This is a genomic window from Streptomyces sodiiphilus (genome assembly GCF_039529215.1).
Lineage (GTDB): Bacteria > Actinomycetota > Actinomycetes > Streptomycetales > Streptomycetaceae > Streptomyces > Streptomyces sodiiphilus.
In genome coordinates, this window is sequence record NZ_BAAAMJ010000016.1 from 61,862 (window position 1) to 80,606 (window position 18,745).

18 protein-coding genes are annotated in these 18,745 nt (G+C 72.5%); 5 read left to right on the plus strand and 13 right to left on the minus strand.

The features are described from left to right. Nucleotides 1–240: 240 nt before the first annotated feature. The 6 genes from ppdK to ABD299_RS09965 all read right to left on the minus strand — a co-directional run bounded on the left by ppdK (nt 241) and on the right by ABD299_RS09965 (nt 7,247). On the minus strand, nt 241–2,928 hold the full coding sequence (ppdK, locus tag ABD299_RS09940; protein WP_344260580.1) for a pyruvate, phosphate dikinase: 2,688 nt from the start codon (nt 2,926–2,928) through the stop codon (nt 241–243). Between the two features lie 265 nt (nt 2,929–3,193). Then, nucleotides 3,194–4,501, minus strand: coding sequence for a PP2C family protein-serine/threonine phosphatase (locus ABD299_RS09945; protein ID WP_344260582.1), 1,308 nt, complete (start codon nt 4,499–4,501; stop codon nt 3,194–3,196). Beyond that, entirely contained in the window at nt 4,491–5,498 is a 1,008-nt protein-coding gene (locus ABD299_RS09950) for a SpoIIE family protein phosphatase (RefSeq protein WP_344260583.1), read from the minus strand. The genes ABD299_RS09945 and ABD299_RS09950 overlap by 11 nt, the downstream gene beginning before the upstream one ends. Before the next feature lie 5 nt (nt 5,499–5,503). Next, the gene (locus tag ABD299_RS09955; protein WP_344260585.1) at nt 5,504–5,971 is read right to left on the minus strand and encodes an ATP-binding protein; all 468 of its coding nucleotides are present in this window, start codon (nt 5,969–5,971) and stop codon (nt 5,504–5,506) included. A gap of 2 nt (nt 5,972–5,973) precedes the next feature. Then, nucleotides 5,974–6,372, minus strand: a complete 399-nt coding sequence (locus ABD299_RS09960) for an STAS domain-containing protein (protein WP_344260587.1) — start codon at nt 6,370–6,372, stop codon at nt 5,974–5,976. Next, nucleotides 6,369–7,247: an STAS domain-containing protein gene (locus ABD299_RS09965; protein ID WP_344260589.1), complete on the minus strand. Its 879-nt coding sequence runs from the start codon at nt 7,245–7,247 to the stop codon at nt 6,369–6,371. The genes ABD299_RS09960 and ABD299_RS09965 overlap by 4 nt, the downstream gene beginning before the upstream one ends. 335 nt (nt 7,248–7,582) lie before the next feature. On the opposite strand from ABD299_RS09965, the gene ABD299_RS09970 reads away from it, so the two are divergent. Further along, a complete protein-coding gene (locus ABD299_RS09970; RefSeq protein WP_344260591.1) occupies nt 7,583–7,999 on the plus strand; it encodes a MarR family winged helix-turn-helix transcriptional regulator in 417 nt (138 codons plus the stop codon). Between the two features lie 195 nt (nt 8,000–8,194). Here ABD299_RS09970 and ABD299_RS09975 read toward each other — a convergent pair whose 3' ends face one another. Beyond that, a complete protein-coding gene (locus ABD299_RS09975; protein WP_344260593.1) occupies nt 8,195–8,620 on the minus strand; it encodes a MarR family winged helix-turn-helix transcriptional regulator in 426 nt (141 codons plus the stop codon). Nucleotides 8,621–8,810: 190 nt separating this feature from the next. On the opposite strand from ABD299_RS09975, the gene ABD299_RS09980 reads away from it, so the two are divergent. Next, nucleotides 8,811–9,971 (plus strand): PP2C family protein-serine/threonine phosphatase, encoded by a 1,161-nt coding sequence (locus ABD299_RS09980; RefSeq protein WP_344260595.1) that lies wholly within the window; start codon nt 8,811–8,813, stop codon nt 9,969–9,971. A gap of 78 nt (nt 9,972–10,049) precedes the next feature. Here ABD299_RS09980 and ABD299_RS09985 read toward each other — a convergent pair whose 3' ends face one another. After that, a complete protein-coding gene (locus ABD299_RS09985; RefSeq protein WP_344260596.1) occupies nt 10,050–10,499 on the minus strand; it encodes a hypothetical protein in 450 nt (149 codons plus the stop codon). A 200-nt stretch (nt 10,500–10,699) separates the two neighbouring features. On the opposite strand from ABD299_RS09985, the gene ABD299_RS09990 reads away from it, so the two are divergent. Next, on the plus strand, nt 10,700–11,146 hold the full coding sequence (locus ABD299_RS09990) for an SRPBCC family protein (RefSeq protein WP_344260598.1): 447 nt from the start codon (nt 10,700–10,702) through the stop codon (nt 11,144–11,146). Between the two features lie 68 nt (nt 11,147–11,214). On the opposite strand, the gene ABD299_RS09995 is transcribed toward ABD299_RS09990, so the two are convergent. From ABD299_RS09995 to ABD299_RS10010, 4 genes are all read right to left on the minus strand, one after another. Beyond that, complete coding sequence (locus tag ABD299_RS09995; protein ID WP_344260600.1) at nt 11,215–12,729, minus strand: SDR family oxidoreductase; 1,515 nt, start codon at nt 12,727–12,729, stop codon at nt 11,215–11,217. Next, nucleotides 12,726–13,154, minus strand: coding sequence for a hypothetical protein (locus ABD299_RS10000; RefSeq protein ID WP_344260602.1), 429 nt, complete (start codon nt 13,152–13,154; stop codon nt 12,726–12,728). Before ABD299_RS10000 ends, ABD299_RS09995 begins: the two co-directional genes overlap by 4 nt. Before the next feature lie 240 nt (nt 13,155–13,394). After that, entirely contained in the window at nt 13,395–16,070 is a 2,676-nt protein-coding gene (locus ABD299_RS10005) for a glycoside hydrolase family 9 protein (RefSeq protein ID WP_344260604.1), read from the minus strand. A gap of 155 nt (nt 16,071–16,225) precedes the next feature. Continuing rightward, nucleotides 16,226–16,609, minus strand: coding sequence for a DUF427 domain-containing protein (locus ABD299_RS10010; RefSeq protein ID WP_344260606.1), 384 nt, complete (start codon nt 16,607–16,609; stop codon nt 16,226–16,228). A 215-nt stretch (nt 16,610–16,824) separates the two neighbouring features. Between ABD299_RS10010 and ABD299_RS10015 the strand changes: the two genes are divergently transcribed. Together ABD299_RS10015 and ABD299_RS10020 are read left to right on the plus strand one after the other, a co-directional pair. Then, nucleotides 16,825–17,256 carry an HIT family protein gene (locus ABD299_RS10015; RefSeq protein WP_344260608.1) on the plus strand — a complete coding sequence of 144 codons (432 nt, stop codon included), beginning with the start codon at nt 16,825–16,827 and terminating at the stop codon, nt 17,254–17,256. 161 nt (nt 17,257–17,417) lie between these two features. After that, nucleotides 17,418–17,651, plus strand: a complete 234-nt coding sequence (locus ABD299_RS10020) for a hypothetical protein (protein WP_344260610.1) — start codon at nt 17,418–17,420, stop codon at nt 17,649–17,651. On the opposite strand, the gene ABD299_RS10025 is transcribed toward ABD299_RS10020, so the two are convergent. Beyond that, a complete protein-coding gene (locus tag ABD299_RS10025; RefSeq protein ID WP_344260612.1) occupies nt 17,642–18,712 on the minus strand; it encodes an ATP-dependent DNA ligase in 1,071 nt (356 codons plus the stop codon). The two genes, ABD299_RS10020 and ABD299_RS10025, sit on opposite strands and share 10 nt — an antisense overlap. Between the last annotated feature and the right edge of the window lie 33 nt (nt 18,713–18,745).

Genomic DNA, 18,745 nt, shown 5'->3' on the forward strand with positions numbered 1-18,745 from the left:
CCGCTCCCACGATCACACAGCCCGCCCGTCCGGCGCGCCGGCGTTCGGCAGCCGAGCCGCGACGTGACCGGAGTGCCGCCGCTGGGGAAGGACGGCGCGGGGCGCGCCGCCGCCCCCGCGGTGCTTCGGGGGCTGCGCGGGGGCGGCGGGTGCCGGTGGCCGGGCGGGNCGTCGGGCCGGGTGGATGCGAGCGGTGAGCGGGGCTCCTCTCCTGGACGGCGGCCCGTCAGGGCGCGCGGGTCACCTGCTGTCGCTGCGCTCGTGGTCGGGGAGAGCGGCGCGGCCGGCCTCGAGGCGGGCGACGGGGACGCGGAACGGTGAGCAGGAGACGTAGTCGAGGCCGGTGGCGTGGAAGAAGTGGACCGACGCCGGGTCTCCTCCGTGCTCCCCGCAGACTCCGATCTTCAGCCCGGGGGCGGTCTCCCGGCCCTCCCGCACCGCGATCCCGACCAGGCGGCCGACCCCGTCGAGGTCGATCGTCTCGAACGGGGAGACCTTGAAGATGCCCTTCTCCAGGTAGGCGGAGAAGAACTCGGCCTCCACGTCGTCCCGTGAGAAGCCCCAGGTGGTCTGGGTCAGGTCGTTGGTGCCGAAGGAGAAGAAGTCCGCCGACTTCGCGATCTCTCCCGCGGTGAGTGCCGCCCTGGGCAGCTCGATCATGGTGCCGACGGGGCAGTCGACCGGCACCCCGGTCCGCGCGGACACCTCGGCGAGGACCTCTTCCACCTCGTCGCGCACCAGGCGCAGTTCCTCGACGGTGTCGATGAGCGGGACCATGATCTCCGCGCGCGGGTCGCCGCCGGCCAGCACCCGGGCCGCCACCGCCTCGCCGATCGCGCGCACCTGCATCGCCACCAGTCCGGGGACCAGAAGGCCCAGGCGTACTCCGCGCAGGCCGAGCATCGGGTTCTGCTCGTGCATCCGCTCCACGGCCTCCAGCAACTGGACGTCGTAGGCGTCGGTGACACCGCCGGATGCCTCGGAGGTCGCGATGCGGACGGCCAGTTCGGTGCGGTCGGGCAGGAACTCGTGCAGCGGCGGGTCGAGGAGACGGATGGTCACCGGGAGCCCGTCCATGGCCTCCAGGATCCCCGTGAAGTCCTCCCGCTGCAGCGGGAGCAGGGCGTCCAGGGCCGCCTCGCGTCCGGTGTCGTCCGCGGCCAGGATCATGTCCTCGACCAGGCGGCGGCGCTCCCCGAGGAACATGTGCTCGGTGCGGCACAGCCCGATGCCCTGGGCCCCGAAGCGGCGGGCGCGTACGGCGTCCTCCGGGGTGTCCGCGTTGGCCCGCACCTCAAGCCGCCGGATGCCGTCGGCGTGCCGCAGCGCGCGGTCCACCGACTCGACCGTGCCCGGGCCGGCGACGCCGGTCTCCAGGTAGCGCAGCACCGCGGAGTCCTCCAGCGGGGCCTCCCCGAGGTAGACGGTTCCCGAGGAGCCGTCCACCGAGATGACGGTGCCCTCGGTGACCACCGTCCCGTCGGAGGCGGTGAACATCCGCGCCTCGACGTCCACGGTCAGCTCCTCCGCCCCGCACACGCAGACCCGGCCCATGCCGCGGGCGACCACCGCCGCGTGGCTGGTCTTGCCGCCGCGGCTGGTGAGAACCGCCTGGGCCGCCACCATGCCGGGCAGGTCGTCCGGGTTGGTCTCCCGGCGCACCAGGACGACCTTCTGGCCGGCGGCCGCGCGGCGCACGGCCTCCGCCGAGTCGAAGACGGCCGCCCCGACGGCCGCCCCGGGCGAGGCCGCGATGCCGCGGGCGAGCGGCGCTCCGGCGGCCGTGCCGTCGATCCGGGGGAACATCAGGCGGACGAGCTCGTCGCCGCTGACCCGGCCCAGCGCCTCGTCCGGGGAGATCATCCCCTCGTCGGTCAGTTCCGCCGCGATACGGAAGGCGGCCTCGGCGGTGCGCTTGCCGACCCGGGTCTGCAGCATCCACAGCTTGCCGCGCTCGATGGTGAATTCCACGTCGCACAGGTCCCGGTAGCGGTCCTCCAGCAGCCGCACGCACTCCCCCAGGCGCCGGTAGGACGCCGGGTCGATCCGCTCCAGATCCTGGAGCGGCACGGTGTTGCGGATGCCCGCGACGACGTCCTCGCCCTGCGCGTTCGACAGGTAGTCGCCGTAGACACCGGGCTGTCCGGTGGCCGGGTCCCGGGTGAAGGCGACCCCGGTCCCCGAGTCGCTTCCCAGGTTGCCGAAGACCATGGTCTGGACGTTGACGGCGGTACCCAGGCTCTCGGAGATGTGCTCGCGCTTGCGGTAGACGCGGGCACGCTCCCCGTTCCAGGAGGAGAACACGGCACCGATCGAGCGGTGGAGCTGCTCGACCGGGTCCTGCGGGAACTCCTCCCCGGTCTCGGTGCGGATCAGTTGCTTGTAGGACTCCACGAGCCGCCTCAGCCCGTCCGTGCCGAGCTCCGTGTCCAGCACGGCCCCGCTCGCCGCCTTCGCCTTGGCCAGAGCGTCCTCGAACTGCTCACCGTCCACGCCCATGACGGTCCTGCCGAACATCTGGATCAGCCGGCGGTAGGAGTCCCAGGCGAAGCGCTCCTGCCCGGAGATACGGGCCAGACCGAGCACGGACTCGTCGTTCAGGCCGATGTCGAGAACGGTGTCCATCATCCCCGGCATGGAGAAACGGCCGCCGGAGCGCACCGACACCAGCAGCGGGTCCTCCGGCCGGCCCAGCCTGCGGCCGGTGGCCTGTTCGAGGCGCGCCAGGTGCTCGGCGACCTCTTCGCGCAGACCGTCCGGTTCGGTGCCCACGGCCAGAAACGCGCGGCACGCCTCGGTCGTGACGGTGAACCCGGGCGGAACGGGGAGTCCCATCCGGGTCATCTCCGCGAGGTTGGCGCCCTTTCCTCCCAGCAGGCCGGCCATCTCCCTGCCGCCTTCGGCGAAGTCGTACACGTACTTCGGCATGACTGCCCCTCACATCTGCGGCCCGGGGCGTCGTGCGCCCCCCGCGGGTCTTGTGGACGGTGCTCGGCTTTCTCGGCTTCTCCCCCGAGCGTCCCTCGCACCCGCGCCGGCTCCCAGGAGCCGGAGGGGGCCACGCCGAGGACCATTCGGCCCCCGTCCCGTTACCCGGTCGGCCCCGGTGACACCTTCGGCCTCGTCCTCCCCGCGGATCGTCTCCGCACGCCAGAGCCACCGGCGGGCGGCGGGGGCCGGGACGGCCCCGGCGTCAGGGGCGGGGGGCGTGGGGCATCCGGACCGCCATGGCGAGGGTGTCGTCCGGATGCAGGATCACCGTGTGCATGTCCTCGGCGATGGCTCCGGGGATCTCTGCCAGCGGAAGGGCGGCGTGGCGCAGGGCCGTTTCCACCAGGCGGGCCTCGCCCTCGCGCGGGTCGCGGCGGCTCTCGGTCAGCCCGTCGGTGTAGAGCACCAGCAGGTCGTCGGGCCCCAGTTCGGTGCGCAGCAGGCGTTCGCTGCCCGACAGCGGGAAGCCGATGCCGCGCCCGGGCAGCTCCAGGTACTCCGCGGAGCCGTCCGCGCGCAGCAGCAGCGCCGGCGGGTGGCTGCCGTTGGCCAGCAGGAGGACGCCGGTGGCGGGGTCCAGCCGGGCGAGCAGCACGGTGGCCATCAGGTCACGGTCGAAGGGCAGCAGGATCTCGTCGGTGCGGCCGACGATCGACTCCAGCGGATGGCCCTCCAGGGCGAGAGTGCGCACGGCGTGGGTGACGTTGAGAGCGCTTCGGGTGCTGGTGACACCGTGGCCCAGGGCGTCCACGACGGTGATGTGGACCGTGCCGTCGGGCAGGACGAACCAGTCGTAGAGGTCGCCGCCGGTGGGAGCGTCCGTGCCGGCCGGCTCGTAGTGAACGGCCAGCTCCACACCGTCGATGTGCAGAGGCGGGGGTCGCAGCGCGTCCTCCAGTTCGCGGAGCGTCTTGCCGTGAGCCTTGCGGAGCTTCTCGTCGCGCTCCTCCAGCTGGACGTAGAGGGCCAGCACGCCCCGGTTGGTCTCGGCCAGCTCGCGCTCCAGGCGGCGGTGCTCGGAGGCGAGGGTGTCGGCGCGGGCCATCACCTCCAGCAGTTCCTCCTCGACCGCGTCCGCCTCCGGCGGCTGTCCGGTGACCGGTGAGCCGTTACCGCCCGGCCGGTCCAGGGCACCGGTGGCGGTGGCCCGACGGGCCGACGGGCCGGCCGGGAGCGCCGTGGGGCGGCGCGGGAGGGGGGCTCGCCAGACGGCGGCACCGTCGGCGAGCACCTCGGCGGGCAGCGGCAGCCCGGTGGCCCGCAGGGCCTCCTCCCGCTGAGGGCTGCGGCAGGCGACGACGAGGAGACCGGGGCGGTCCTCGCTCCGGTTCTCCACCGAGCTCTCCAGGGACACGTAGCGGCCTGCGGCGAGCTCCGGCCGGGCGACGGCGGTGACGGACACCACCAGGCGTGCCCGCAGCTCCACCGGGAGGCGGTGGGTATGGGCAAGCCGGCGGACCGCCCGGCGCAGCTGGGGAAGCGCCCGGTAGCGGCTGCTGTCAGTGGTCATGGGTCCTTCGCAGCGCGGTGGCGGTCAGCACCGTGGCGTCGTCCCGGGAGAGCCGGTGGCCGTGGGCGAGCGCGAGGGCGAGCAGGGGTGGGGGAAGGCGGTGCAGGAAGGGCCTGCGGGCGCCGGGCCACCGCGGGTCGATGCCGTCGGTGTGGACGACGGCGACGGAACCGGGAGTGAGCGGCACGCGGTGGACCTTCGGCAGGGGCATCTTCCAGCCGACGATACCTGGAGGGCCGGACGGCCCGTGAGTCACCCGATCGGGTGAAACGATCTGGCATCGGACATTGCCCGCACCGCAGAACTCGGCGCTGCCCTCGTGGACCCGCATGAGCAGGACGGCCGCCCCCCGGCTGCGGCGCAGCGCCTTGTGCAGCGCGGACAGCAGTTCCGGCAAGGGCATGGAAGGGTCCCGCCGGAACGCCGTCAGTCCGCTGCGGGCCACCTCCTCCGCGTGCGCGCCGTGGCCGAGGGCGTCGATGACGACAGCGGTGCGGCTCGCACCGGTGTCGGCCACGGCGCAGGTGTCCCCGCATTGCGTCTCTCCGTCGGCGGCCAGGCACACCGTCCCCACGTCGAGCCGCGCGGCGGGGTGTCCGGGTGCCAGGAGCCGGGCACAGGCGAGAGTTCCGGTGCCCCGCTCGGTGCGGATCGTGAAGTCGGTGGCGATCCGGCGGACGGCCCCCAGGCCGCTGCCCAGGGTGCCGGTGGTGGAGTAGCCGTCGCGCAGGCAGCGCTCCAGTTCCGCCATGCCGGGCCCGCGGTCGGCGGCGGCGATCTCGATGCCGCCGCCGAGTGGTGCCGGCTGCAGATAGAGGATGCCGCCCGCGGCGTGCTTGGCGAGGTTGCTGCCCAGTTCGCTGGCGACGACCGCGGCGCGTTCGGGCATCGCGCCGCGCAGCCCGCACCGCTGGGCGAGGGTCCGCGCGCCGGCGGCGGCCAGATGCACGGCGCTGTCGTGGTCGATCCGGAAGCTCCGGGTGGGGGCCGGGTGCACGGGGATTACCGCTCCGTCCAGCGGACCACACTGACCGTGGTTCCGGCGCCGGGGGCGGTGCGGATCCGGAAGTCGTGCATCAGGCGGCGGGCGCCGCCGAGGCCGTGGCCGAGGCCCGCGCCGGTGGTGAAACCGTCGGCCAGCGCCCTCTCGACATCCGGTATCCCCGGCCCGTCGTCACTGACGGTCAGCCGCAGGCCGGTCCGGCCGTGCTGCCCCAGCTGTTCGAGGGTCAGCGTGCCGCCCCCGCCGTGGATGTAGGCGTTGCGGGCCAGTTCGCTGGCCGCGGTGACCACCCGCGTCTGGTCGACGAGACCGAAACCGCACTTCAGGGTCGCGGCACGGACGGCGTGGCGCACCGTCAGCAAATGCTCCTCCGTGCGGACCTCGTAGGTGACCGGCCCGTGCTCCTCGTCCCTGCCGGTGCCGGCCTGCAGGGCACCGGCCGGGCCGGTCAGGGCCTCGTCGGACATCTTCACCGGGGTCCCTCCGCCGGGGGCCGCGGGGTGTGGTACCAGCCCAGTGCGGCCATTCCCTGTTCCGCGTTGAGCGCGGTCTCCACCCCGTCGAGCTCCAGGCCGAGTTCGACCAGCGTGATGGCCACCGCCGGCCGCATGCCCGCCACCACGACCCGCGCGCCGAGCAGCCGGGCGGTGGTGGTGAGCTCGCTCAGTGTCCGGGCCACGAAGGAGTCGATGAGTTCCAGACGGGAGATGTCGATGAGCACCCCGTGGACGGACTCGGCCGCGATCCGCTCGGTGAGCTCTTCGGTGAACGCCTGCGCCGCCCGGTCGTCCAGTTCGTCGAGCACACCGGTCACCAGGACGTTCCCCAGCCGGAGAATGGGCACCCCCGCGGGGGTACGGCTCGTCATCGCGCCGCCGTCTCGTCGCCGGAGACCTCGGGCTGGTCCGTGATGCGGACCGCCGCGGCCAGTGCGTCGGCCAGGGTGGCCTTGGTCAGGATCGTGGACAGGTCGATCCCGAGCTGGGCGATGGTCTGCGCGATGGCCGGGCGGATGCCGCTGATCACGCAGTCCGCGCCCATCAGCCGCACGGCGTTCACGGTCTGCATCAAGTGCTGGGCGACGGAGGTGTCCACGGCCGCCACACCGGTGATGTCGACGATGGCCACCCGGGCCTCGTGGTCCTGGATGGCCTGCAGCAGGTTCTCCATGACGACCTGGGTGCGGGCGGTGTCCAGGGTTCCGATGAGCGGGACCGCGAGGACGTGCCGCCACAGCCGCACGACGGGGGTGGACAGCTCCATCAGCTGTCTGCTCTGGCGGCTGATGATCTCCTCACGCCCGGCGACGTAGATGTCGAAGGACAGTGCGCCGGCGGCGTCCAGGAGCCTGTTGATCATCAGCGCAGCGGCCAGGAGCTCCGAGGTGTCCTGCACTCCGCGCTGCACTGCCTCCAGCAGTGCCTCCTTCAGGGAGAGCACGGCCAGGGACGTCACGGTGGGTGCCGCGCCGTTGCGGGCCCGCTGCATGGAGAACTCGGTCACGGCACTGCGCAGATCCGCGTGGGACATCACCACCCGGTCCACCGGAAGGCTGCTCTCCAGACCGGCGCGCAGAGCCGCGATGAGGGCGTCCGCCTCACCACGCAGCTCCATCTCGCTGATGCTCGACCCGAACGCTCCCTGCTCGAGCTGCAGGTGCACCCACCGGTCCGCGATTTCCTCGTCGCGTTCGGTGAGCACCGTTCTCAGGCGCTCTCGCACAGCGGCCTCGCTGACACTCACAGATGAAACCTCTCGCAGTAGTCGGCCGTCTCACCGGACGGCCCGGCCGGCGGCGGTCCGGGACTCCCGCGACCGGTGGACGGTGCGGAGGACGCAGGCGCTTTGTTGCCGTACGGCAAATGTAAGCGAGAGGCGGTCCACGCGGAAAGCCCGGGCATGTGACACATAACCCTCGCAGACCCGGGCAGGCCCCAGTGCACACCTCGGTCCGCCACCCGCGAGCAGGAATCGGAGCAGTCACGGTGGCAGTGCACCCCGACCCCTTTCACCCCGCAGCCGGCTCTTCACCCCCTGCGCCGGCGGGAGAGGCGACGCAGCCCGCGAGCGAGAGCCGGGTGGCCGCCGCCGTCGTCGGCCTGTGGGAGCGCACCAGGGCCCGGCAGAGCGACGTGATGCCCCGGGCCCAGCTCAGGGCGCTCGGGGTGGTGGCCGCCGGGGACCGCATGACCTGCGGGGGCCTGGGCAGGCAACTGGGTCTGACGCCGTCGGCGGCCAGCCGGCTGTGCGCCCGAATGGAAGCAGGCGGCCTGCTGGACCGCGAGCCCGCCGCACGCGACCGCCGCACGCGGCACCTGGTCCTCACTCCCGCGGGCCGGAAGACGCTGCGTGAGACCCGGGAACGGCAGAGACGGACCGTGCACTCGCTGCTGGAGAACACCGGCGGTGTGGCGGACATCTCCCTCACCGAGGCGCTGGACGATCTCCGGCTCGCCCTCGAGGAGGAACTGGGAGCGCACCCACGGCGGGTGTGAGGGCGCGGCCCACCGGCCGGAGCCAAACAGTTGCCATTTGACAACTGTATCGACAACGCAACAGTCTTTGCCCTGCCGTGGCCTCCGGCCCGGTGTCCTCAGCAGCCTCGGGCGAACAGGCTGCGGACGTGGGCCGAGACCGGCGAGGCAAGGAGCGGCATGCGAGCGATCGTGGGCGAAGGCACGGAAACCCGGCTACGCCGAGCGGGCGGCCCGGCCCCCGGACCGCTTGGCATGGGCGGGCGCCGTCTTCTCCACAGCGGCGTGAAAGCCCGCCAGCCCTTCCACGAGCGCCTTGCGGGAGCCGGGCGGCATGGCCGAGATGGCGGCGAGCAGCGTCTCCTCACGGCGTGCTCGCAGATCACGCAGGTACGCCCGGCCTCGCCCGGTGAGCCACAACTCCAGCTCGCGGCGGCTGGCCGGGCTGGGCACCCGCTCGACGAAACCCACGGCCTGGAGCCGGTCGCACAATCTGCTGACCGAGGACGGGGCGGAGCCCAGCAACTCGCCGAGGGTCCGTAGATTGATGCCCTCGTCACGCTCCAGGATGTACAGCACACGCAACTGGGAGGACGACACCGGCGCCGAGGACGCGGCGTCCCGGCCCCGCTCCCATAGCATCTCCAGCAGCTCAATGACCTCCGATGCCGCATGTGCCGCATCGCGAGACCGGGGCTGGGACGGTGCTGGTTTCACGCGCTCAACTTTGACACTCCGAGTCGGCCTTGTCACCCCTGATGCCTGAACGGCACGTTCCTTCTCCTATCCGGCATTTCTTTCCGAAGGTGGTTGTCACACCGTGGACAGATTCATGGCTGTGGAACGCGCACTGCGCGGTGCAGCCCCTCATGACCTGCTCACCACGGCCCGGGCGGCACTGCGGCGGCATTACTCGGTGACCGCCGTGGAACTGCTGGTCGCGGACTACGGGATGAGCACACTCCATCCGGTCGGCACCCCGCCGTACACCGCGGACCCCGTGTCCATCCACACCAGCGCACCGGGCCGGACGTTCGGGTCGCAGCAACCCTACATCCGCGTCGCCGGTGATTCCCAGGAGGTCTCCCTCCATCTGCCGGTGAGCGTGCGCGGTGACCGGATCGGCGTACTCTCCCTGCGTGTTCCGGGAGAACATTACTCACCGGAGGTCCTCGACGAACTCGGGAATCTCGCGGAAATCCTCGGACACGAGATCGTCATTGCGGAACGCGACACCGACGTCTACCTTCAGGCCCGGCGAGCCGAACGGCTCACGCTCGCGGCCGAGATGCAGTGGCAGCTGCTGCCCGGCCGGTCCCTCACCCGCCCGGAATTCGAGCTGGGCGCCCAACTGGAGCCCGCCTACGCCATCCACGGCGACAACTTCGACTGGTCGACCGACGGCGATCACCTCACGCTGACCGTGACCAACGGAATGGGCGAGGGCATAGAGGCCGCACTGCTCACCAACCTCGCGGTCAACGCGCTGCGCAATGCCCGCCGGGCAGGTCTTGACCTGCAGGACCAGGCATATCTGGCGGACCAGGCCCTGTACCAGCAGCACCGTGGCGCCGCCCACGTCTCCGTTCTGCTGCTGCGTTTTCACCTGGCGACCGGCCTCATGGAGATCGTCGACGCCGGTTCCCCCCGCATCTGGCGCATGCGCAACGGGTCGGTCGAGCGCCTGGAGCCGGAGGCCCAGCTGCCCCTGGGCATGTTCGAGGACACCGTCTACGTCAGCCAGCCCTTCCGGGTACTGCCCGGCGACCGGATGGCGTTTGTGAGCGACGGCGTCTACCACGTCAGCTCCCCGGCCGGGGACCACTACGGCGACAAGGCGCTGGCCCGGGCACTGACCAGCACCCGGCTGCTGCCACCCGCACAGGTGCCCCGCGCCATGCTCACCGAGCTGGCCGGCTTCCGCGGGGAGGTGGAACAGGAGGACGACGCACTGGTCGTCTGCATGGACTGGCACGGACGCCGGACGGGCTGAGGCGGCGGCACCGCGCTCCGCGCCGGGCCCCCGGCCGGCCCGACACAGGGAAAACGCCGGATCGGACCGTCGGCGGTCTCAGCCGGGCGGGCGAGCCGTGTGGTCCGGGTGCCCCCTGGTGCGCCGCGCCTCCTTCATCTCCGCCTCGAACAGGTGACGCCGCCCCTGGGCGAGCTCGTCCCGCAGCCGCTGCTCGACCTCCGCGAACGGGCGGTAGTACGTGTCGTCGTAGCGCTCCACGATCTGGAAGGTCCAGTGCCCCGGGATCACGTTGCGTCCCAGGATCTCCTGTTCCACCAGGGCAGCCGCGTCCTGATGCCCGGCTTCCCGCAGCAGTTCCACCGCGCGGTCCAGACGCAGGTCTGCCCCTCCGGTCAGCTGGTGGAAGGAGTAGAGATGTCCACGGGCCCGCTCCGTCGTCTCCAGCGCTTCGGAGAGCGCGCCGAGCGCCTCAACCGTGGTGTCGTCCAGTCCGGGCGGCCGGCGGTGACCGGCGGGCCGGGCATCGTCCGCAGGTGAGATATCCATGACGGCACGACTTCCACGTCCGGGGCCGGTCCAGACCTCCAGAAGCCCGCCCGTCCCCGGACGGACCGTCATCTGCGCGTCTCCGCGCAGGCAGTGAGGGCCCAGCCGGCGTCCGGCGTGGACGGCTCCGCTTCCCGGCCGGCCCGAGGGGTACTCCGTCCGGCGTACCGAAACCGTCCGGAAGGAGGAAAGATCACCTCATGTCGCACATCGAGGAATCCATCGAGGTGGCCGTGCCCGTCTCCCGGGCCTACAACCAGTGGACACAGTTCACCGAGTTCCCGGAGTTCATGTCCGGGGTCGAGCGGGTGGACCAGATCAGCGACGGCCTCACCCACTGGGTCACCGAGATCGCCGGTGTGGAGCGGGAGTTCGACGCGGAGATCACCGAGCAGCTGCCCGACGAGCGGATCGCGTGGGTGAGCCGCAAGGGCCCCAAGCAGGCCGGTGTGGTGACATTCCACCGCCTGGACGGCCAGCACTGCAAGATCATGCTCCAGCTGGAGTACGCCCCGGAACTCCTCACGGACGCCATCGGCGACAAGCTGGGGTTCGTGCGCCGGAAGGCCACCCCCGACCTGGAGAACTTCAAGGAGTTCATCGAGAAGCGGGGCGCGGAGACCGGCGCCTGGCGCGGCGAACTCTGATCCCCCTGGGCCGCACGGCGCGGGCGCCGCGGAGCACGCGGACACGGCGACGGTGGCCGGCCGCCCGGTCAGGAACCGGGGCGGCCGGCCATCGCCGTCCGCCGCTCCCGCTTCTCCGCCACTTTGGCGATGTTGCGTGCCATCCCGCCGAACACCAGGGCGTGAAAAGGCGAGATTCCCCGCCAGTACAGATGACCGGCCAGTCCTCGCGGGTGGAACAGGGCCCGCTGCCGGTAGACGGTGACTCCGTCCCTGCCCCGGCCCACCGTCAGCTCCAGCCAGGCAAGTCCCGGAAGCCGCATCTCCGCCCTCAGACGGAGCAGATGTCCGGGCTCGATCTCCTCCACCCGCCAGAAGTCGAGCGAGTCACCGGCCCGCAGACGGTGTGCGTCACGCCGCCCGCGACGCAGTCCCACTCCGCCGGTGAGCCGGTCCAGCCAGCCGCGCACCGACCAGGCCGGCGGGAAGGAGTACCAGCCGTTCTCGCCGCCGATGGCCTCGATCACCCGCCACAGATCCTGCGGCGGGGCATTCACCCGCCGGGCACGGCAGTCGGTGTAGAGGCTTCCGCCGGCCCACCCCGGGTCGGTGGGCAGGGGATCGCTGGGGGCCCCGGGCACCGACGCCGAGGACCACCTGGTGGCCACGTCGGCCTCCCGGACCCGCTTGAGCGCCAGGCGCAGCGCCAGGTCGAAACCGATGCGGCCGTCCGGCGGATCCGGGACGTACCGCAGGATGTCCTGCTCGGTGCACACCACTTCGTGGCGCAGCGACTCCGCCAGCGGCCGGGCCAGACCCGCCGGCACCGGGGTGATCAGTCCGATCCAGTGACTGGAGAGAGTGGGTGTGAGTACCGGCACGGACACGATCAGGCGCCGGCGCAGACCGGCGACCGACGCGTACCGCTGCATCATCTCCCGGTAGGTGAGCACGTCCGGCCCTCCGATGTCGAAGGTACGGCTCACCTCCGCGGGCAGCCGCGCGCAGCCCACCAGATACCGCAGCACGTCGCGGACCGCGATGGGCTGCAGCCGGGTGCGCACCCAGCTCGGCGTCACCATCACCGGCAGGCGCTCGGTGAGATACCGCAGGATCTCGAACGAGGCGGAACCGGAGCCGATGACCACCGCGGCCCGCAGAACCGCCGTGGGAACCCCCGAGTCCAGGAGGATGCGGCCCACCTCGGAGCGGGACCGCAGATGCGCGGACAGCGTGCTCTCGTCCACCCCGGCGGGGGTGAGACCGCCCAGGTAGACGATTCTGCCCACCCCGGCGGCCCGCGCCTGTTCCCCGAACACCCGGGCGGCCAGGCGGTCGGTCTCCTCGAAGTCGCTGCCGCTGCCCAGTGCGTGGACCAGGTAGTAGGCGACGGCGGCCCCGCGCATGGCGTCCCGCAGGGAGTCCGGGTCGGTGACATCCCCGCGGACCGTCTCCACCTCCCCCGCCCAGGGATGGTCGCGCAGCTTGCCGGGCGTGCGGGCCAGGCAGCGGACGCGGAACCCGGCGGCGAGCAGCTGCGGAACGAGACGGCCGCCGATGTACCCGCTGGCCCCGGTGACCAGGCACAGCGGCCCCTCGGTCACGTGTCCGTGCTCTCGCGCCGGCGCCCGGGTCCGGGCCTCGGCCCGGACTCGCCGCGTCGCCCGCCAGGGCCGGTGAGTCCGGCCAGGGACAGCGCCCCCCAGCCGACCGAGATCGCCACCGCCTTGGCCCGGGTGACCGGGTCGGGCATGGTGGCGCCGAGCAGCACGGCGTCCCCGAAGTCGGACGCGACGCGCGCCATGGCGACAGCCCGCAGCGCCGGGCCCTCGGGGGCCAGTGCCATGGCGAGTCCGCTCGCGGCGTCGCGCCAGGCCAGCGGGCGCAGCGAGATGGCGGTGTGCGGTGCCGTCCGCCCGTCCTCGTCCGTCAGGCCCGACGGCCTGGCCAGCAGGCCGGGCCTCAGGGTGACGGCCACTCCGTAGAGCGCCGTGGCGACCCCCACCATGCGCAGCAGGCGGACATTCACTGATACCTCCGCGGGACCCGGCTGTGTGTGGATCAAGCCTAGGTGCTGCCCCGCCGTCCCCGGTGGATCAGCGCGCGGCGCGGACGCGGCGCCCCGCAGGGGGACACCGGCGCGCCGGTGTCCTGCTCCGCCGTGCGGGCGGGCACGGGGAGCGGGACCGCCGGCGCGGATGGCCGGGGCGCCCGTGCGGGGCGCCCCGGCCGCCGGCTGCGCCAGGAGGGGGTTCAGCCGGCCACCGGGTCACCGCACCTGGCAGGCCCCGGCGTTCAGGGTGAAGGCGGCCGGGTCCGCCGCCTGGGCGCCGGAGCTGCCGTTGAAGCCGAAGCTCACGGTGCCTCCCGGCTCGATGGTGCCGTTCCAGCTCAGCGGCCGGGCCACGACGTCCCGCCCGGTCTGCGTCACCTCGGCGTTCCACGCCTGGGTGATGCGCTGGTCATCGGGGAAGGACCAGCGCAGCTCCCAGGGGCTGACCGGGGAGGACCCGGTGTTGCGCACCGAGACCTGGCCGGTGAAGCCGCTGTCCCAGCGGTGGGCGGAGTAGGTCACCTCGCACTGGCCGTTCGTACCGCCGTCGTCACCGCCGTCGTCACCGCCGTCGTCACCGCGGCCGAGGTCGTCGGTGTAGGAGGCGATCCAGGCCAGCGGGGCGTTCCAGTTGATGGTGATCTCGTTGGTGGCCCAGGACTCGATGTGGTCGATGTAGCACATGGCCGGAGCACAGCCCTGGAGGTAGCGCTGGGCGATCGGGTCTTGCAGCGAGCTGTTCGGACCGCCCGCGACCGAGCCGGGAGCAGGGTTGGGCAGGTCCGGGTTCAGCTGATTGGCCCAGTGGCGGTGGTGCTGGTTCTTCGAGTAGCGCTCACCGTAACCGGTCACGTAGGACAGGTTCAGCGGGTTGCGGCCCAGCAGGTAGTCGAGGCCGCTGAGCACCGCGTCACGGTAGGAGGCGTCACCGGTCAGGTCGTGGGCCGTGGCCAGCACCACCATGTTGTTCAGCACCTGGCTGTTGGAACCCCACACATACTCCCCGTTCTCCGGGGCGTAGGGCACCCCGTAGGCGGCGGAGGCCGCGTCGGCGGCGTAGCCGTCGGCCGCCTCGGTGACCATGCGGCGCACCTGAGCGAGTTGCGCGGCCGTCAGGCCGTTGTCCACGGTGGCCAGGTTCAGCGCGCCCACTCCCGCGGTCTGCGCCCAGGACATGCCGCCGCGCGGGAAGACGGCGTCGGTGTCACCGTGCAGCGGGGAGCCGAGCAGTGCCTGCCGGTAGGTGTCCTCGCCGGTGGTGATGAACAGTTCCGCCGCGGCCCAGTAGAACTCGTCGGTCACGTCGTTGTCGCTGTAGGCGCCACCGCCCTGGCCGTCGTTGGGGTCGGCGTACCGTGCCGGGTTGGCGCGGGCCGCGTCCCAGGCGGTGCGGGCGCTCTCCAGGCACTGGCCGGCGAAGTCCGCGTCGTAGGGCTCGAAGAGCCGGGCGCACTGCGCCGCCGCGGCCGCCAGGTTGAGCGTCGCGGCGGTGGACGGCGGGTGCAGCTCTCGCGGCTGCGGGTCCTGGTGCGGCAGCAGCGGCAGCCCGGTCCAGGCCCGGTCGTGCATCTTGTGGTGCGCCATGCCGGCCAGCGGCTCTCCGGCCGGGACCTGCATGCGCATCAGGAAGTCCAGCTGCCAGCGGGCCTCGTCCAGGATGTCCGGCACGCCGTTGCCGCGTTCGGGCACCCGCAGGCTGCCGTCGCCCAGCGCGTCGCCGTCGGCTCCGTCGACGACCAGGGTCCGCTCGTAGGCGGACATCACCTGGGCCACGGATATGCCGCCGTTGACGACGTACTTGCCGTGGTCGCCCGCGTCGTACCAGCCGCCGGTGACGTCCAGCCGGTAGTCGCAGACACCGGGCTGGCAGGGCACGTCGCCGTCGCCCTGGTTCGGCGCCACGTCCACGTGCCCGGCCGGGCGGGCGTACTCCTCGCCGACCAGGTCGGCGTCGATCTCGATGCCGCTGCGGTTGTGGTAGAAGTACGCCAGCGCGTCGGTGCGCAGCGAGGAATAGAGGTCGTCGCCAATGGCGAACGGGTCACTCGTCTCACCGTCGATGGTGACCGTCCAGCCCTCGCCGGGCTCTGTCACCTCGCTGAAGTCGAAGGTGTGGACGTTCTCCCGTGAGGTGGGGTCCACGCCTGCCGGGGAGGTGCTGCCCGACGCCCGCTCGGTCCCGCCGGCGTCCCGCAGGCTCCAGTTCAGCGGGGAGGTGGCAGTGGTGACGAAGGTTCCCCGCTTGGGTCCGTCGGTGAGGTAGCCCACCTGGTTGACGCGCACCGGAGAACCGGTGTCGGGTTCGTAGACGGGCGGTTCGGCGCCACCGCGCAGCGAGACCTGCTCCAGACAGAACGTGAACGGCTCCGCGCTGCCGCCGATCTGGTACGCGAGCTGGGCCGCCTCGTGGTCGGCGGCGGCGGTGAAGACGTGCGTCACCTGCTCACCGCTGTCGTCGATGACATCGGCCGAGGAGTGTTCCTGGTCCCACGGCTCGGTCGCCATCTGCACGTTGGTGCGCGCCACGATGGGGACGGTGGAGGTGGCGGTGAAGCTCAGCGTGTAGCTCTCCCCCTCCTGGAGCGGGATGCCGTCCTGTCCGACGATGGCGTCCCAGGGTTCGACGGTGCCGCCCGGCACCTCGACGCACAGCTTGCCGTCGTCGACGGCACCCGGCGAGTTCTCCGTCCACCACCAGCCGGTGGTGCCGTCGGAGAAGTCTCCGTTGACGATCAGTTCCGGACCCTCGTCTGCCGTCTCGGCGCCGCTTGCGGGCACGGCGAGGACGCCGCCGAGCAGCCCGGCGGAGGCCAGGGCGGCGCCGAGCGCGCGGCGTCTGCCGCGGCGCGGGCGACCCGGGTCGGGGGAGGTCGGGGTGGGGCGTTGAGGCACAGCTCGGTCCTTCCGGCTGGTGGACGGACGTGAGGGACGCGGGGCAGCACGGGCCCGCGCGTCCCCCCGGGCAGTGGGAGCGCTCCCACTGCATCCTGTAGCCATGACGGTGGCCCGTCAAGACATCCGACCGCCCGGACTGACCGGGAGGCTGGTCACCCGGCCCCGGGGAACTCCTCGGCCACCACATCGGCCAGATGGCCGTAGAAGGACAGATGCCCGGCGATGGCGGCCAGGGGAGCCAGGGGGTCGGGATACGACCACATCACGTCCGGCACCTCCGGCACCCCCTCCCCCGCGCCCCGGTAGGCCCAGTAGACGGCCTCCCCCTTGAACGGGCAGTACGTGCGGGTGGGCGTCGGGACGAAGGCCGAATGGTCCACGTCCTGCGGCGGCAGGTAGTAACGGACCGGCAGCCCGGACTCGTGGACCAGTACCGACCGCCGGGAGTCGGCCACCAGCCGCCCCCGGATCGTGACCCGGACCCGCCCGGTGCCCGCGACGGCGACGGCACGGTGGCCGGGGCCTGCATCGCTCATGTTTCCTCCTTGATCACAGCTCAAGGGCCCGCAGCGCCGGAAACCCTCCGGCTCGCGAACGGGCCAGGTCCCCGGGCACCGGCACACCGCCCGGCAGGCACCCACGACCCTGACCTCGTTCGGCGACGGCGCTCGTCCCACCGGCAACGCCGGCCGGGCCTCACGGCTTCCCGCCCGGACGCCATGGGCCGGACCCCGGTGGGTACCCCGGCCCCATGGAGTGCCCCTTCTGCGCGATCGTGGCCGGCCGGCAGCCCTGCCTCCGGGTGATGGAGGACGGGGAGGTGGTGGCCTTCCTGGACCGCAGGCCGCTGTTCCCCGGCCACGTCCTGGTGATCCCCCGGCGGCACGCGCAGACCCTCACCGACCTGACGGCCCAGGAGACCGGGCCGTTCTTCCTGCGGGTGAGACGGCTGGCGGGCGCGGTGGAGCGCGGCATGGCCGCGGCCGGCACCTTCGTGGCGGTGAACAACCGGGTCAGCCAGTCGGTTCCCCATCTGCACGTGCACATCGTGCCGCGCGAGCGGCGCGACGGGCTGCGGGGGTTCTTCTGGCCACGTCACCCGTACCCGGACGAGGAGCACGCCAGGCGGGCCGCGGCCCGGGTGCGCGCGGCGCTGGACTCCCCGCCTGGACCGGACGGGTGACCGGTGTGCTCCGGTCGAGTCCGCCCTCCCGCGTCGCTCCGGGTGCCGGCAGTTCCGGGCAGCATGCTGACTGCGGACGCGGGACCGGAGAGCCGGCCCGCACCTGTCCGGCCGGGAACGCCGCCGGACGAGCCGAGCAGGCAACGAGGAGTGAGACACCCATGGCCGTGTGCGAGGTGTGCAGCAACGACTACGAGATGGCATTCGAGGTCCGGGCCGCGGGGGCGGTGCACGTGTTCGACAGCCTGGAGTGCGCGGCCACGAAGATGGCGCCGATCTGCGAGAACTGCCAGTGCCGGATCCTGGGACACGGCCTGCAGTCCGACGGACAGTTCTTCTGCTGCGCGCACTGCGCCCGGGTGCAGGGCCACCAGAACCTGGTCGATCACGCCTGAGGCGGGGCCAGCACCTCGGCCAGGTCGTAACGGGCCGGCGCCTGGAGCTGCGCGTAGGTGCACTCACGCGGCTCCCGGTCCGGGCGCCAGCGACGGAAGGCCGCGATGTGCCGGAAGCGGTCCCCCTGGAGATGGTCGTAGGCCACCTCGCACACCCGCTCGGGGCGCAGCGGCACCCAGGAGAGGTCCTTGCCCCCGGACCATCTGCTGGGCCCTCCGGGCATCCGGGCGCTCTCATGCGCCTCCTCGCGCCCCCACTCGGCCCACGGATGGCCCTCGGCACTGTCCATGACCAGCGGCCGCAGCTCCTCGGCCAGCTCCCGGCGGCGCCGCATGGGGAACGCCGAGCAGACCCCCACGTGCTGGAGCCCGCCGGCGTCGTCGTAGAGGCCGAGCAGCAGCGAGCCGACAACCGGGCCGCTCTTGTGGTGGCGCATTCCGGCGACGACGCAGTCGGCCGTCCGCTCGTGCTTGATCTTGAACATCACGCGCTCACCCGGCCGGTAGGGAAGGTCGCGGCGCTTGGCGATCACCCCGTCGAGGCCGGCACCCTCGTAGATGTCGAACCATTCCTCGGCCACCGCGCGGTCCGTGGTGGCGGGGGCGAGGTGGAGGGGCGGCACCGCGTCGCGCAGTGCCTCGGCCAGCAGGGCGCGGCGCCGGTCCAGCGGGGCCTCCAGCAGCCGTTCACCGCCCAGCGCCAGCAGGTCGAACGCGATGAAGGAGGCGGGGTACTCCCCGGCCAGCAGCCGCACCCGCGAGCCGGCGGGGTGGATGCGCATCTGCAGCGCGTCGAAGTCCAGCCGGCCCTCCCGGACGACGACGATCTCCCCGTCCACGACGCAACGCTCCGGGAGCCCGCCGCGCAGGGCGTCGGCGAGTTCGGGGAAGTACCGGGTCAGGGGCCGGCCCGAGCGGCTGCCGAGCACCACTTCGTCGCCGTCCCGGAAGACAACGGCGCGGAAGCCGTCCCACTTGGCCTCGTACCACATGCCGGGCGGGATGGCGTCCACCGGCTTGGCCAGCATCGGCCTGACGGGCGGCATCACCGGAAGGTCCATGGGGCGATTGTGCGTCCCCGGGCGGGCTCGCGC

Coding starts and splice junctions, on each gene's coding strand:
- ppdK (WP_344260580.1), bottom strand. CDS start 2,928: ATGCCGAAGTACGTGTACGACTTCGCCGAAGGCGGCAGGGAGATGGCC.
- ABD299_RS09945 (WP_344260582.1), bottom strand. CDS start 4,501: ATGACCACTGACAGCAGCCGCTACCGGGCGCTTCCCCAGCTGCGCCGG.
- ABD299_RS09955 (WP_344260585.1), bottom strand. CDS start 5,971: ATGTCCGACGAGGCCCTGACCGGCCCGGCCGGTGCCCTGCAGGCCGGC.
- ABD299_RS09960 (WP_344260587.1), bottom strand. CDS start 6,372: ATGACGAGCCGTACCCCCGCGGGGGTGCCCATTCTCCGGCTGGGGAAC.
- ABD299_RS09975 (WP_344260593.1), bottom strand. CDS start 8,620: ATGCTATGGGAGCGGGGCCGGGACGCCGCGTCCTCGGCGCCGGTGTCG.
- ABD299_RS09980 (WP_344260595.1), top strand. CDS start 8,811: ATGGCTGTGGAACGCGCACTGCGCGGTGCAGCCCCTCATGACCTGCTC.
- ABD299_RS09985 (WP_344260596.1), bottom strand. CDS start 10,499: ATGGATATCTCACCTGCGGACGATGCCCGGCCCGCCGGTCACCGCCGG.
- ABD299_RS09990 (WP_344260598.1), top strand. CDS start 10,700: ATGTCGCACATCGAGGAATCCATCGAGGTGGCCGTGCCCGTCTCCCGG.
- ABD299_RS10010 (WP_344260606.1), bottom strand. CDS start 16,609: ATGAGCGATGCAGGCCCCGGCCACCGTGCCGTCGCCGTCGCGGGCACC.
- ABD299_RS10015 (WP_344260608.1), top strand. CDS start 16,825: ATGGAGTGCCCCTTCTGCGCGATCGTGGCCGGCCGGCAGCCCTGCCTC.
- ABD299_RS10020 (WP_344260610.1), top strand. CDS start 17,418: ATGGCCGTGTGCGAGGTGTGCAGCAACGACTACGAGATGGCATTCGAG.
- ABD299_RS10025 (WP_344260612.1), bottom strand. CDS start 18,712: ATGGACCTTCCGGTGATGCCGCCCGTCAGGCCGATGCTGGCCAAGCCG.